We start from the raw sequence: 14086 nt of genomic DNA, 5'->3' as shown, positions 1-14086 counted from the left end.
AGCGCGGCAGGTTTTCTTTTTTTTGTACGGTGACCAAGAATGGGGGAGAAGCAGTATGAATTTTGCTTCAAGGCTTGCTGAAGGACAGGTTCTGGGGGGCAGATACCGGATTGTAAGGCGGATCGGCTCCGGAGGAATGAGCCAAGTATATCTGGCTGAGGATATGCGGCTGCCGGGGCAGCGCTGGGCGGTGAAGGAGAGCTTGAGTCTGCCGGGCAGCGCTACTACCGTGGCAGCTGAAGCAGAGCTGCTGATATCGCTGAACCACCGTCTGCTTCCGCGGGTTGCCGATTTTTTTCCGCCGGATGGTCAGGGCTGCTGCTATCTGGTCATGGATTACATCGAGGGGATGACGCTGGCGGAGTACATGAAGGAGAACCCGGGGCCGCTTGCTGCAGGGCGGATTATTTCCTGCGCCAGTCAGCTGCTTGAGGTGCTGCAGTATTTGCACGGACACCGGCCGCCGGTTATCTACCGTGATCTGAAGCCGGGAAACATCATGCTGACAGGCAGCGGCGAACTGAAGCTGATAGACTTCGGCATTGCCCGCAGCTTCAGAACCGGGGCCGGAGAAGATACAGAGAAGCTTGGTACTGCCGGATTTGCGGCACCGGAGCAGTACGGAGGCGGGCAGAGCGGGCCGGCGGCAGATCTGTACGGTCTGGGCGCACTGCTGCTCTATATGGCATCGGGCGGAATGTTCAGCCGCTGGGAACCGGGAATGGAGGCGAAGCTGCCCGGGCTGCCTGAACGCCTTATTCCGGTCATCCGCCGGCTGCTGCGGTATCATCCCGAAGAGCGGTTCCAATGTGCAGAAGATGTATTAGAGGCGCTTCAGCCCTTGATAGAGCTGCCTGGCAAATCCCGTCTTGCAGAGGGTGTACACCCTGATGTACCCTCCAGACACCGGCCCGTTGTGATAGCTGCGCTTGGAGTGGCTGCGGGCCTCGGTACTACCCACACCTCACTGGCTGTCAGCAGCTGTCTGGCCCGAAAGGGAGGAACGGCATGGATTGGCCTGAGTCCGGATTCACTGGTTTTTGACCGGATTCGCAGCCTGCTGGATAATCCGCCCGAATCAGCAGAAACCGCTGCCGCAGAGATACCTTTAAGCTGGAGGGGCATCGACTTCTGGCGATGTTCGGCACAGGACGGCCTAAGCAAGCTGTATGAAAAAAACTATGATTATATCGTTGCAGACCTTGGCACCGGCGGGTATGACGGAGCGCTTGAGGCGTTTGCAGACAGTGATATTCCGCTGCTTCTGGCCTCAGGCGCAGACTGGCGGCTGGAGGATACGCTGCACTGGCTGCGCCGCAGCGGACTGACGCCGCTTACAGAGATCTGTATTGGCCTGCCGCTGGCCAGCCGCTCTGCGGCAGCGCTGCTTACCTCAGTGCTGGGGGGAGAGATTCAGGTGTATAGCCTTCCGCTTCAAGTGAACCCTTTTCAGCGGAGCGGCAAGCTAATTGGGATGCTGGATCAGCTTCTCGATGGCACCGGAAAGCTGGTGGTTTCTGCAAAAAGAAAAAGATGGTTTCAGAAAAAAAACTGAACCCAGGAGAATACCTATTCCGGCACAGCATGTACATGTGCTAAAATGGTCGTTATATGCATAAATAGACTGTTCCTCATGCTTAGCATAGACAGGAATTAGACAGAAGATAGATAGGAGCTTAACGAGAATTTATGAGTTTACTTACTGTAGAAGATGTTTCACATAATTTTGGTGACCGGCAGCTGTTCAAGGATGTATCCTTCCGCCTGCTGGACGGAGAGCATGTCGGGTTTGTGGGTGCGAACGGCGCCGGCAAATCGACGCTGATGAATATTTTGACCGGAACACTGCTCAAGGACAGCGGAAAAGTGGAATGGACACCGCGGGTCCGTTATGGTTATCTGGATCAGCATACGAAGCTTTCCCCCGGCAAAACGGTGCGCGATGTGCTTAAGGATGCTTTTCTGCCGCTGCTGGAGCTGGAGAAGGAAATGATGGCCATTACCGATAAGATGGGTGATGCCACGCCTGAGGAGCTTGAGCAGCTGCTGGAGCAGATGGGAGAAATCCAGGAACAGCTGGATATCGGTGATTTTTATCTGATCGATGTCAAAGTGGAGGAAATGGGCAACGGCCTCGGCCTCTCGGCAATCGGACTGGATCGTGATGTTGCGTCGCTGAGCGGGGGACAACGGACCAAGGTGCTGCTGGCGAAGCTGCTGCTGGAGAAACCGACCGTACTGCTGCTCGATGAGCCGACCAACTACCTGGACGTTGAGCATATCGACTGGCTGACTAACTACCTGAAGCAGTATCCGTATGCTTTTATGCTGATCTCCCATGATACTGAATTTATGAATAAGGTTGTTAATGTGGTTTATCATCTGGAATTCGGCAAGCTGACACGTTACACAGCGAATTATGAGAAGTTCCTGGATATGGCTGAAATGAATAAGACCCAGCATATTGAAGCTTATGAGAAGCAGCGTGAATTCATCAAGAAGCAAGAGGAGTTTATTCAGAAAAACAAAGCGCGTGCCTCGACCTCAGGCCGGGCGAAAAGCCGTGAAAAGCAGCTCGACCGCATAGAACGGATCGACCGTCCGGAGGAGGCGGCCAAACCAAGCTTCTCGTTCAAGGAGAGCCGCTCCAGCGGCAAAACGGTATTCGAGGGCATTGACTTCGAAATCGGCTATGACCGTCCGCTGGTGCCGAAGCTGAACATGACGATTGAACGCGGTGATAAAATTGCGATTGTCGGCAGCAACGGTGTAGGTAAATCCACACTGCTGAAGACGATTTTGGGTGTAATTCCGCCGTACAGCGGCAAAACCTATCTGGGTGATTACCTCAATTCCGCGTATTTCCAGCAGGAGGTTAAAGCTGCCAATGTTACGCCGATTGATGATGTATGGAATGAATTCTCCAGTCTTACCCAGAATGAAGTGCGCGGCCATCTGGCCCGCTGCGGGCTGAAAAACGAGCATATTACCCGTCCGCTGAGCATGCTGAGCGGCGGAGAGCAGGCTAAGGTACGCCTGTGCAAGCTGATGATGCGTGAGAGCAACTGGATTCTGTTCGATGAGCCGACTAACCACCTTGATATCATCGCCAAGGCTGAGCTGAAGCGTGCCCTGCAGGAATACAAAGGCACCGTTCTGCTGGTCTCCCATGAACCGGAGTTCTATGAGGATTGGGTAACGAAAACATGGAATGTTGAGCAGTGGTCTGCGCAGAAGGTATAGAATAATTTCAGAATCCGGGTACAGGCAGCCGATGCAGGCTGCTGTTTCCCGGGTTTTTAATACAGGGGGCTGTTCAGGAATGAGTGACAGTGATAATATCCAAACGACCGGCCAGAACGGCCGCTATTCCCGGCAGGTACGCTTCACCCCGTTCGGTGCTGATGGACAAGCAGGGCTTGCAGCGGCAAGTGTCCTGATTGTGGGAGCGGGTGCACTGGGCACCGGCATGGCCGAAACGCTGGCCCGCTGCGGCGTCGGGCGGCTGATTCTGGCAGACCGGGATTATGTGGAATGGAGCAACCTTCAGCGGCAGCAGCTGTACACCGAAGAAGACGCACGCCTGCGGATTCCTAAGGCAGAGGCCGCCAAGGCCAGGCTGGAGCAGATTAATTCGGAGATCCGCATTGAAGCCCATATAATGGACGTACGGGCGGAAGAGCTGGAGAGCCTGTTGTCCGGAGTGGATCTGATCATGGACGGCACAGATAACTTTGATACTCGCCTGATCATTAATGATATGGCCCAGAAGCATGACATCCCCTGGATTTACGGCGCCTGTGTCGGCAGCTACGGAATTACATATACCATCATCCCCGGCGAGACGCCGTGCCTGAATTGTCTGCTGGGTACGGTTCCGCTGGGAGGGGACACCTGTGATACTGCCGGCATTCTCCCGCAGGCCGTTCAGCTTGTGACTGCCAATGCGACCGCGGAGGCGCTGAAGCTGCTGGGCGGCCGGCGCGGGCAGCTGCGCGGCAGACTGCTAAGCTTTGATGTATGGCGCAATGAGCATCAGGAGATCGGAGTCAAGGCGGCGAAGAAAGCGGATTGTCCTTCCTGCGGAAGCCATGCTGTCTATCCTTATCTGACTGCAGCGAATACGGAGCGCAGCGATGTGCTGTGCGGCAGGGATACTGTGCAGATCCGTCCGGCACAGCGCAGGCAGCTTGATCTGCAGGAGACAGCGGCAAGGCTCGGTAAGCTGGGAAGCGGCAGAGTGGATAGCAATCCGTTCCTTGTCTCTTTTACGGACGAGCCTTACAGGCTGGTGATTTTTGCTGACGGACGGGCGCTGATTCATGGAACCAGTGATATTGCTGCTGCGCGCAGTGTGTATCACAGGTATTTTGGCTAAGGAAGGGGAGGATATCAATGGACACAGGAACAATCAGGCATATGGCACTCTTTACCCTGAAGTATCCGGCGGATTCAAAGGAGGCAGAGGCCTTCTTGAAGAACGGGAAGGAGATTCTGAGTGCAATTCCTGTAGTGCGCCGGTTCGAGGCGCTGCGCCAGATCAGCAGCAAGTGTCAATATGATTTTTGCTTCTCGATGGAGTTTGCAGGCCAGACAGAGTATGATGCCTACAACAATGATCCGGCCCACAAGGCCTTTGTTACGGAGCGCTGGGAGACTGAGGTTGTGAAGTTTCAGGAGATCGATCTGCGGCATTAATCAGATAAGGTATCCTTCAGGCCTGACAAGCGGAATAAACAGCCGGAAAGACCATTCATGCGGAATGGTCTTTTTGCTTTATGGGGACGCTAAGGGCTAACTGCGGCGGTCATACCGCACTGCAAGGCTGAATGGATGCGGGGTACAAAGAATGAATGAGATAATCGCCTGGTTTACGGAAGACCAATCTTCTGCCGCCGGCGGAAGCACTGGAGGGTTCCTGCCGCAGGCAGAGGCGCACCGTCAGATGGAGGAGCTGCTCAGTGAGCTTGGGCTCCATACGGTAATAAGCGAAGATCCCGAGGATCTTCGCTTATTACTGGACAGGGTGCGGCCTGTGCTGCTGCTTGCGGAAATCAGCAATGCCGGAGCATGGCAGGGGTGGAATATCATATCGGAGTACCGGTCACAGGGGATATTCATACCGGTGATGGTGATTGCAGGCGAAGGCGACGGAGAAGAAGCCGTAGCCGTATTTGAGGCTGGGGGTAATGAATACATGATGAGGCCGCTGCACACCGGAGAATTCAGGTGCAGAGTAATGAATCTGCTCTGGCTCACCGGACGCCGGCGGGGGCTCGAATCCCTGATCAAAATTGACGGCCTGATGCTGGACTCCAGCCGGCGGCTGGTCAGCCGTGACGGAATTCAGCTCAGTCTGACGCCTAAAGAATTTGATCTGCTTCATTACCTTGCTGTACGTCATGGGGAAATCTGTCCGCGGGATGAGATTCTGAAGCATGTATGGGGATACCATTTTCATGCAGATACCAATGTCGTCGATGTCTACATCAGACACATCCGCATGAAAGTGGATAAAGGACACCGGAGCAAGCTGATTCAGACCGTGCGCGGAACGGGATATATGCTGAAGGCGCCGGAAAGCAGCCCTGCGGGTCATTGAGCTGCAGCCGGTCTGCAGGTCTACAGTACGCGGCGCGCCTTCAGATACGTTTTTTTCCAGTTGCCTGAGTTCAGGTCTGATACGGTTACGCCCGGTGAGCCGTACGTGTGCAGAATTTTACCGTTGCCGGCGTAGACCGCTACATGGGTAACGTTTTTGCCGTTGGCTCGGCTGCCGCTGGAGAAGAAAACGAGATCGCCGACGCGCAGATTGGCTTTGGATACTGCTTTTCCGGCCTTGGATTGTGCTACAGAGGTACGCGGCAGGTTAACGCCATATTTGGCAAAGATATATTTAGTAAATGAGGAGCAGTCAAAATATTTGGTAGTCGAAGTGGAAGCACCGAATTGATAGCGGGTACCTAAGTATTTTTTGCCCAGGTTAACGATGCTTTGTCCGGTTGAGGCTGTCACAGAAGCGGCAGCAACAGGTGCTGTGCCGGCTCCGGTAGCCATCAGAGTACTCAGGCCGATTGTAGTGCACATTCCCACGACAACCGCTTGTTTAAACCATTGGTGCTTTTTCATGTAGTAATACCTCCCAGGTTTATATCTTTCTTGGATGTTTCTTTCTCTGTTTCGTAGTATAGCAGTTTATATACGTCCTATATTTTTCCAGTATCACTTCAAAATCAGGCTGGGCTTACATTGGAAGCGTTTTATTAAAAAAACATTAAAAGTTACAAAAAATTAATATTTAAGGTGGTAAGGCCCACAAAAAAACCGGAAATCCCTTGTAAATAGAGGGGATTCCCGGTTTTACACTTTTGAAACAAAGGTTACAACGATGTCTCCGATATGTATCAATCCTTGCTCTGAATGATCAGCAGCAGTCCGCTTTCAATGGTAACCGTACCGGTCTCTTCCAGCAGGCGGTTGCTGACAGCTAAGGACTGGCCCAGCTTAAGGGTCGCGTTATCAAGCGGATACTGGAAGCCCTGCAGTGTAATCCCTGTTACCTCTGGTGTCAGCGGAAGCAGGGAGACATAGGTAAAGCCCTGTTCATGAACCAGCGACTGGGAACCGGTAAGAGTAATATAGTTATGAGTGTCCATTATAGAACAGCATACCTGGCGCTGCAGCGCTCTCGTCATCATCTGGATGCTGGCCAGCGTGTGATCCATTCTTGTACCAGTAACCCCCATAAGCAGGATGGATTCAGGCCGGGTATTCAGCGCCAGATCGAGTGCCAGCTCGCTGTCTGTCAAATCCTTGTCTACCGGATCGCAGGTGACCGTTTCTTTGCTGCCTGCCCTGATGCGGTCTAGCGCCTCTAGACTGACAGAATCAAAATCACCTACCGCTATATCAGGTGTGATGCCATGCTCAACAAGAAACAAGGCCCCTCTATCCGCTCCTATAATAAAATCCTCTTCATCAATATGGCGTAAAAAGTCCGCAGACAGCTCACCCCCGGCGAAGATAACCACGCGATTGGATGGCAAAGCAATCTCCCTCCCTCTATTGTTGTTATGGTTCGTCATCCTCCACAAAGTATAAAGCAATCCTAAAAGTTGTACAATTGCAGCCGGTAACGCTAAAATGGATATAGCGGGTTCCTTCTATATATAGTAGGTAGAATAGATACCGCTCTTAAATGTAACATCAGAACCCTGCCGGGAGGTGAGAGAAATCGTAAACGTATTATTCGTATGTCTGGGCAATATTTGCCGTTCGCCGATGGCGGAAGCAGTTCTCCGCAGCAAAATTGCGCAGCGCGGCCTGCAGGAGTCCATTAAGGTGGATTCAGCGGGAACAGGAGACTGGCATATCGGGCACGTCCCCCATGAGGGGACCCGGCGCATTCTCGATCAGAAAGGAATCAGCTACGCGGATATGACTGCACGGCTTGTAAGCAGCAATGATTTTGACAGCTTCCAGTATATCGTCTGTATGGATGATTCAAACGTGGTGAATGTCCGCAAGCTCCCCGGAGGAGAGAAGGCGGAGCTGCTGACTTTTATGGAGCTGCTTCCGGATGAAGAACTTCGTGAGGTGCCCGACCCTTACTTCACAGGTAACTTTGAACAAGTCTTTGCCCTCATTGATGCCGGCTGTGATGTACTGCTGGATAGAATAGCAGAGGAAAGGCTGTAGCCAAGGAGAGATATATCCGGTAACCGTCCTTGAAAAAAAAGGACGGGCACCGTGTGCCCGTCTCATATTGGAAGCGTAAACAGTCAGCATCTATACATAAGTTAGCTGTTCGTTCACCGTTTCGTCATTTTAAGCTGTTTCATGGGGTTAAGAAATAGAGTAATGATTCTGGGAGTTCTTTTTGCCAAAATCCCCAAAGATGCTTCCCGTCCTTCTCCCGGTAGGAGACGGTGGCTCCGCGGGATTCAAGCAAGGCTTTGGTATCTCGGTTCATCTGCACGAAATCGTATACGCCGGTATCGGTCTGATAATCCGTCTCCTGTAGTCCTACTACCATATTAATTGTAAGCCAGGACAGATCTTCCTCCTGGGCGATGATATCGCGGGATTCAGGATAATAAGCGCCGGATAAGCTAAGCACACGGCTGAATAAGCCCGGATAGGCAAGCGCCAGATGCAGCGAAACACTGCCGCCCAGAGAGTCACCGGCGATGATACGCTGATCAGGCGTGCGGCGAACCGGATAATTGTGCTCAATGAAGGGAATAATTTCTTCGGCGAAGCAGGAAAGGTACTGCTTGAACCGGCTGCCGAAGGGGGCATACTCCTGTGTCCGGAAGGGAACGTTTACCTCTACGCCTACAATAATGAAGGGTTCAACATCTTCTTCAATAATGAGCTGTCCGGCGATAGTGGCAATCCGGCCGAAGTTGAAGAATTCCTCGCCGTCCTGGCAATAGATCACGGGATAGCTGAGTACTTCATTGTAGCCCGGGGGAAGATAAATGCGGAGCTTGCGTTCCTCCTGCAGCTGTTCACTCCAGAGGGTTTGCTTAACAATTGTACGTTTCAGAAAAACAGGTTCGCTCATGACTATATCGTCGCCTTTCTTGTCGAATTTTGCATTACACGTGCGCTTGCGTTAAAATTACCCAAGCGGTAAATGTATAAAAAATCATTTACATGCTTGAAAAACTTAAATCTGTTATATGATATTAAATATCCTGTTATACATACAAAATTTATGGAAACATAAATTTTATGCGTATTTCTTTGACGAAACAGATAAAACAGGTGTATAATAATTCTATAACAGATACCACTGATGTTCAAATTTTTTTATTGAGGTGAAGATGATGACTAGAGTTCCTTATGAAGTGTATACAGAGGACGTGGAGGCCCTTTCGGTGCTTTCTCCGGATGGAGAGGTTATCAACAAAGAGAAAATGCCTGCACTTACCGATGATCAGCTGAAAGAAATTATGTACCGTATGGTCTTTACCCGTACTTGGGATGACCGTGCCGTTAACCTTGGCCGTCAGGGCCGCCTTGGCTTCTACGCTCCGGTATCCGGACAGGAAGCAACCATGATCGGCAGTGAATTTGCACTGCAGAAAGAAGATTTCGTATGCCCGGGCTACCGCGATATTCCACAGCTGGTATGGCACGGACTTCCATTATATCAGGCTTTCCTGTATTCCCGCGGTCACCAGCACGGCGGACAGATTCCGGACGGCGTAAACGTACTTATGCCGCAGATTATCATCGGCGCGCAGATTCTGCATGCTACCGGAATTGCGATGGGCTTCAAGCTGAAGAAGCAGCAGAATGTTGCAATCACCTATACTGGTGACGGCGGTTCTTCCGAAGGCGACTTCTATGAAGGACTGAACTTTGCCGGACGCTTCAAATTGCCGGTAATCTTCTTCGTACAGAACAACGGCTATGCGATTACGACTCCGTTTGCTAAGCAGACAGCATCCAAATCCATTGCCCACAAAGCAGTAGCTGTAGGTATTCCGGGAATCAAGGTAGACGGCATGGACGTCTTTGCTGTAATCGCTGCGGTTCAGGAAGCTGCAGAACGTGCACGCAAAGGCGAAGGCGCTACGCTGATTGAAGCTGTAACTTACCGTTTCCGTCCGCATTCCCTTTCAGATGACGCCAGCAAATACCGTTCCAAGGATGAAGAAGGCCAATGGAACGAGAAGGATCCTATCGCCCGTCTTGCCAAGTATTTGGAGAAGAAAGGCCTGTGGACCGAAGAAGATACACTGCGCGTAAGAGAAGAAGCGAAAGCGACTGTAAACGAGCAGATCAAAAAAGCAGAGCAAACCGAAAAAATGACCGTTTCAGGCTTGATCGACAGCATGTTCGAGGTAACTCCGAAACATCTGGAAGAGCAAAAAGCCGATTTCGAATAAGGGGGATATCAGGCAATGGCACAAATGAATATGAAAGAAGCAATTCGTGACGCACTGCGCGTTGAACTGAATCGCGACCCTAATGTTATGATCTTTGGGGAAGACGTTGGTAATGTAGGCGGCGTTTTCCGCGTAACAGAAGGGCTGCAGAAAGATTTTGGCGAAGACCGTGTGTTTGATACACCGCTCGCTGAGTCCGCAATCGGCGGTCTGGCTTTTGGCCTCGGAATACAAGGTTTCCGTCCAATCGCTGAAATCCAGTTTGTCGGCTTCATCTATGAAGCACTTGACCAGATCGTTATCCAGGCTGCACGCCTTCGTTACCGTTCCGGCGGTAAATATAACGCTCCAATCGTATTCCGTACTCCATTTGGCGGCGGCGTTAAGGCTGCTGAGCTTCATACGGATTCCCTTGAGGGCCTGATTGCACAGAGCCCGGGGATCAAGGTTGTTATTCCTTCCAATCCTTATGATGCCAAAGGTCTGATGATCGCATCGATCCGCGATAATGACCCTGTATTCTTCATGGAGCACCTTAACCTGTACCATGCGTTCCGCGCTGAAGTACCTGAAGGTGAGTACACTGTTGAACTGGGCAAGGCTAATATTGTCCGTGAAGGTTCTGATGTAACAATCATCTCTTACGGCCTGATGGTACATACTGCTACCAAAGCGGCTGATCAGCTGGAAAAGGAAGGCATTAAGGCTGAGATTATCGACCTGCGGACGGTTAGCCCGATTGATATTGATACAATCGTAGCTTCTGTTAAGAAGACTAACCGCGCAATTGTTGTACAAGAAGCGCAGAAGAGCTCCGGTGTTGCCGCTGAGGTTATCGCGCAAATCAATGAAAAAGCAATTCTGCACCTTGAAGCACCTGTACTTCGTGTGGCAGGTCCGGATACCATCTATCCGTTCGCACAGATCGAAGATAGCTGGATTCCTACACCGGCACGCGTAGTAGCAGCTGTGAAGAAAGTTCTGGAATTCTAATAGAGAATATTTCTGCCGTCCTTGCACAAAGGGCGGCACCACTTTCTGCAATATACTTATACATTAAGCGAATGCTTTCGCTATCCAAAATGAAGTTAAAAACTTTTAGGAGGTTATCAAGGTGGCAAAATTTGAGTACCGGTTCCCGGAGCTGGGCGAAGGTTTGCATGAAGGCGAAATTATTAAAATGCACATCAAAGCCGGCGACAAAGTAACCGATGACGATATCGTAATGGAAGTGCAAAACGACAAGGCAGTGGTAGAAGTACCTTGTCCGGTTAACGGCACAGTGCTTGAAGTATTCACTAAAGACGGCCAGGTATGCCGCGTTGGTGAAGTTGTAGCAATCATTGATGCAGAAGGCGATGTTCCTGAGCAGGAAGGCGGCCATCCGGCAGAAGCAGCTTCCCAGGAAGCAGATGCAGCTAAAGGCGGAGCAGATACTACTTCTTCTCCGGCAGCCAGTGCTCCATCAGCTGGCGGCGCTGTAAACTTTGAATACCGTTTCCCTGAGCTGGGCGAAGGCCTGCATGAAGGTGAAATCATCAAGATGCACATCAAAGTCGGCGACAAGGTTACCGATGACGATATCATCATGGAAGTACAGAACGACAAAGCTGTAGTGGAAGTGCCTTGCCCGGTTAACGGAACTGTAATTGAAGTTCGTGTTAAAGACGGCCAGGTATGCCGCGTAGGTGAAGTTGTAGCGATTATCGCTGCAGAAGGTGAAGTTCCGCAGCAGGAAGGCGGCCACGCTGAAGCTCCGGCAGCACAGGAAGCTGCAGCAGCACCAGCCGCTGCACAGGCTGCTGCTCCAGCACCTAACCGTGATATTCTGGCTACTCCTAGCGTCCGCAAAGCCGCACGTGAGCAAGGTGTTGATCTTGCGAAGGTGAACGGCAGCGGCAAAAACGGCAAGATTACACATGACGATGTTGCAGCCTTCCTGAAGGGCGGCTCCGCGGCTCCGGCTGCAGCAGCACCAGCAGCGGCGTCTGCACCTGCAGCAGCTGCTCCAAAAGCAGAAGCTAAAGCGCCTGCGGCAGCACCGGCTGCATCCGGCAATGCCAGCCTGGAAGAAGAGCGCGTACCATTCAAGGGTATCCGCAAAGCAATCTCCAATGCTATGGTTAAATCGGCATACACAGCGCCGCATGTTACCATCATGGACGAAGTAGATGTTACTGAGCTGGTAGCTTTCCGTACCCGCATGAAGCCTGTTGCTGAGAAGAAGGGCGTTAAGGTTACTTACCTGCCGTTCATCGTTAAGGCTCTGGTTGCCGCATCCCGTCAGTTCCCTGCGCTTAACGCAATGATTGACGAAACCACTAATGAAATTGTGTACAAAAAGTACTACAACATCGGTATCGCTACAGATACAGACAATGGTCTGATCGTGCCGGTAATCAAGGATGCTGACCGTAAGAGCATCTGGATGATCGCAAGTGCGATCACAGATCTGGCTGTTCGCGGACGCGACGGCAAGCTGACTGCTAATGAAATGAAGGGCAGCACGATCTCCATCTCCAATATCGGTTCCGCCGGCGGTATGTTCTTTACTCCGATCATCAACTTCCCTGAAGTTGCGATTCTGGGTACAGGCCGTATCACTGAGAAGCCTGTTGTGAAGAACGGTGAAATCGTAGCAGCTCCAGTTATGGCGCTGTCCCTGAGCTTTGACCACCGTATCATCGACGGTGCAACTGCACAGAACTTCATGAATTACATTAAGACCCTGCTTGCAAATCCTGATATGTTAGTTATGGAGGTGTAATAAATGGTAGTCGGAGACGCTTCAATTGAAATCGACACATTGGTTATTGGTGCAGGTCCCGGCGGGTATGTGGCGGCAATTCGTGCCGCCCAGCTCGGCCAAAAAGTCCTCATTGTAGATAAATCGGAGCTCGGCGGTGTCTGCCTGAACCGCGGATGTATCCCTTCCAAAGCGCTGATCTCTGCAGCTCACAGCTATGAGGCTGCACAGCACGGTGATGTTTTCGGTGTGACTGCCGAGAACGTAAAGGTAGACTGGGCTAAAACCCAGGAGTTCAAAAACGGTGTAGTTAAGAGAATGACCACCGGTGTAACCAGCCTGATGAAGGGCAACAAGATTGAAGTATTCAGCGGCGAAGCAATGTTCATCAGCACAAACGAAGCCCGTTTGTTCAATGACCATGAATCCCCGCGCTACAAATTCAATAACTGCATCATCGCTACAGGCTCCCGTCCGATTGAGCTGAAGCCATTCCCGTTCGGCGGACGTATCCTGTCCTCGACAGAAGCTCTGGATCTGCCAGAGATTCCTAAGAGCATGATCGTAATCGGCGGCGGCTATATCGGCGCTGAGCTTGGTCAAATGTACTCCAAATTCGGCACTAAAGTAACGATCATCGAAGGTCTGGATACTGTACTGCCAGGCTTCGATAAAGATATGACCCGTCTGGTTGCCAAGAACATGGCGAAGACCGGCATCGAGATCGTAACGAATGCCAAAGCGGAAAGTGCAGTTCAGAACGACAAGGAAGTAACCGTTAAGTACTCTGTAGGCGGCGAAACCAAAGAAGTTACAGCGGACTACCTGCTTGTGACTGTAGGCCGTCGTCCGAATACAGACGGCGAGCTGGGTCTTGACCTGATCGGCGTTGAGCTAGACGAGCGCGGTCTGATCAAAGTAGACCATCAGGGCCGCACTAACGTGCCTAACATCTACGCAATCGGCGATATCGTTGCAGGACTTGCTTTGGCACACAAAGCTTCCTACGAAGGTAAGATTGCTGCTGAAGCCATCTCCGGCCACAAATCCATAGTTGACTACAAAGTCATCCCGGCTGTTGTGTTCACCGATCCTGAGTGCTCCAGCGTCGGCCTGACTGAGAAAGAAGCTAAGGACAAGGGCTACAAGGTAAAAGCCGGCAAATTCCCGTTCGCGGGCAACGGCCGTGCGGTTTCCCTGAACGCTCCGGAAGGCTTCATCAAGATTGTGGCTAACAGCGAGAACAACCTCGTGCTGGGTGCGCAAATCGTTGGTCTGGAAGCTTCCAACCTGATTGCTGAGCTGGGTCTGGCAATTGAAATGGGCGCTACGCTCGAAGATATCGCTCTGACAATCCACGCACATCCAACCCTTGGCGAAATTGTCATGGAAGCGGCTGAGCTGGTAGAAGGCCATCCAATTCACGTAGTGAAATAAT

13 protein-coding genes are annotated in these 14086 nt (G+C 51.6%); 10 read left to right on the top strand and 3 right to left on the bottom strand.

What is annotated here, in order from left to right; translation table 11 throughout:
- Positions 1-55: 55 nt before the first annotated feature.
- From R70331_RS16515 to R70331_RS16495, 5 genes are all read left to right on the top strand, one after another.
- Complete coding sequence (locus tag R70331_RS16515) at positions 56-1555, top strand: serine/threonine protein kinase (protein WP_042177301.1); 1500 nt, start codon at positions 56-58, stop codon at positions 1553-1555.
- A gap of 134 nt (positions 1556-1689) precedes the next feature.
- Positions 1690-3243 (top strand): ABC-F family ATP-binding cassette domain-containing protein, encoded by a 1554-nt coding sequence (locus R70331_RS16510; RefSeq protein ID WP_042177300.1) that lies wholly within the window; start codon positions 1690-1692, stop codon positions 3241-3243.
- 79 nt (positions 3244-3322) lie between these two features.
- Positions 3323-4378, top strand: coding sequence for a ThiF family adenylyltransferase (locus R70331_RS16505; protein WP_042177299.1), 1056 nt, complete (start codon positions 3323-3325; stop codon positions 4376-4378).
- 17 nt (positions 4379-4395) lie between these two features.
- Entirely contained in the window at positions 4396-4698 is a 303-nt protein-coding gene (locus tag R70331_RS16500) for a Dabb family protein (protein WP_042177298.1), read from the top strand.
- A 151-nt stretch (positions 4699-4849) separates the two neighbouring features.
- Positions 4850-5602, top strand: coding sequence for a response regulator transcription factor (locus R70331_RS16495; RefSeq protein ID WP_052419089.1), 753 nt, complete (start codon positions 4850-4852; stop codon positions 5600-5602).
- Between the two features lie 20 nt (positions 5603-5622).
- Here the strand turns inward: R70331_RS16495 and R70331_RS16490 are convergent, their stop codons facing one another.
- Both R70331_RS16490 and R70331_RS16485 read right to left on the bottom strand, forming a co-directional pair.
- Positions 5623-6129 (bottom strand): C40 family peptidase, encoded by a 507-nt coding sequence (locus tag R70331_RS16490; protein WP_042177297.1) that lies wholly within the window; start codon positions 6127-6129, stop codon positions 5623-5625.
- Positions 6130-6404: 275 nt separating this feature from the next.
- Positions 6405-7046, bottom strand: coding sequence for a thiamine diphosphokinase (locus R70331_RS16485; RefSeq protein WP_156131141.1), 642 nt, complete (start codon positions 7044-7046; stop codon positions 6405-6407).
- A gap of 187 nt (positions 7047-7233) precedes the next feature.
- Here R70331_RS16485 and R70331_RS16480 point away from each other — a divergent pair, with 187 nt between their 5' ends.
- Entirely contained in the window at positions 7234-7698 is a 465-nt protein-coding gene (locus R70331_RS16480) for a low molecular weight protein-tyrosine-phosphatase (RefSeq protein WP_042182793.1), read from the top strand.
- A gap of 139 nt (positions 7699-7837) precedes the next feature.
- On the opposite strand, the gene R70331_RS16475 is transcribed toward R70331_RS16480, so the two are convergent.
- Positions 7838-8569 (bottom strand): alpha/beta hydrolase, encoded by a 732-nt coding sequence (locus tag R70331_RS16475; RefSeq protein ID WP_042177295.1) that lies wholly within the window; start codon positions 8567-8569, stop codon positions 7838-7840.
- Between the two features lie 265 nt (positions 8570-8834).
- Here R70331_RS16475 and pdhA point away from each other — a divergent pair, with 265 nt between their 5' ends.
- The 4 genes from pdhA to lpdA all read left to right on the top strand — a co-directional run bounded on the left by pdhA (position 8835) and on the right by lpdA (position 14085).
- The gene (pdhA, locus tag R70331_RS16470) at positions 8835-9902 is read left to right on the top strand and encodes a pyruvate dehydrogenase (acetyl-transferring) E1 component subunit alpha (protein WP_042177294.1); all 1068 of its coding nucleotides are present in this window, start codon (positions 8835-8837) and stop codon (positions 9900-9902) included.
- Between the two features lie 15 nt (positions 9903-9917).
- Positions 9918-10895: an alpha-ketoacid dehydrogenase subunit beta gene (locus R70331_RS16465; RefSeq protein WP_042177293.1), complete on the top strand. Its 978-nt coding sequence runs from the start codon at positions 9918-9920 to the stop codon at positions 10893-10895.
- Positions 10896-11016: 121 nt separating this feature from the next.
- Positions 11017-12669, top strand: a complete 1653-nt coding sequence (locus R70331_RS16460; RefSeq protein WP_042177292.1) for a 2-oxo acid dehydrogenase subunit E2 — start codon at positions 11017-11019, stop codon at positions 12667-12669.
- 3 nt (positions 12670-12672) lie between these two features.
- Positions 12673-14085, top strand: a complete 1413-nt coding sequence (gene lpdA / locus R70331_RS16455) for a dihydrolipoyl dehydrogenase (RefSeq protein WP_042177291.1) — start codon at positions 12673-12675, stop codon at positions 14083-14085.
- The last annotated feature ends 1 nt before the right edge of the window (position 14086 follow it).

It is taken from the genome of Paenibacillus sp. FSL R7-0331, from assembly GCF_000758645.1.
Classification (GTDB): Bacteria; Bacillota; Bacilli; order Paenibacillales; family Paenibacillaceae; genus Paenibacillus_AQ; species Paenibacillus_AQ camerounensis.
This window is presented reverse-complemented; position numbering and strand designations above follow the sequence as displayed.

Excerpts from the sequence above, each read along its gene's own strand:
- R70331_RS16515 (WP_042177301.1), top strand. The coding sequence starts at position 56 with ATGAATTTTGCTTCAAGGCTTGCTGAAGGACAGGTTCTGGGGGGCAGA.
- R70331_RS16510 (WP_042177300.1), top strand. The coding sequence starts at position 1,690 with ATGAGTTTACTTACTGTAGAAGATGTTTCACATAATTTTGGTGACCGG.
- R70331_RS16505 (WP_042177299.1), top strand. The coding sequence starts at position 3,323 with ATGAGTGACAGTGATAATATCCAAACGACCGGCCAGAACGGCCGCTAT.
- R70331_RS16500 (WP_042177298.1), top strand. The coding sequence starts at position 4,396 with ATGGACACAGGAACAATCAGGCATATGGCACTCTTTACCCTGAAGTAT.
- R70331_RS16495 (WP_052419089.1), top strand. The coding sequence starts at position 4,850 with ATGAATGAGATAATCGCCTGGTTTACGGAAGACCAATCTTCTGCCGCC.
- R70331_RS16490 (WP_042177297.1), bottom strand. The coding sequence starts at position 6,129 with ATGAAAAAGCACCAATGGTTTAAACAAGCGGTTGTCGTGGGAATGTGC.
- R70331_RS16475 (WP_042177295.1), bottom strand. The coding sequence starts at position 8,569 with ATGAGCGAACCTGTTTTTCTGAAACGTACAATTGTTAAGCAAACCCTC.
- pdhA (WP_042177294.1), top strand. The coding sequence starts at position 8,835 with ATGACTAGAGTTCCTTATGAAGTGTATACAGAGGACGTGGAGGCCCTT.
- R70331_RS16465 (WP_042177293.1), top strand. The coding sequence starts at position 9,918 with ATGGCACAAATGAATATGAAAGAAGCAATTCGTGACGCACTGCGCGTT.
- lpdA (WP_042177291.1), top strand. The coding sequence starts at position 12,673 with ATGGTAGTCGGAGACGCTTCAATTGAAATCGACACATTGGTTATTGGT.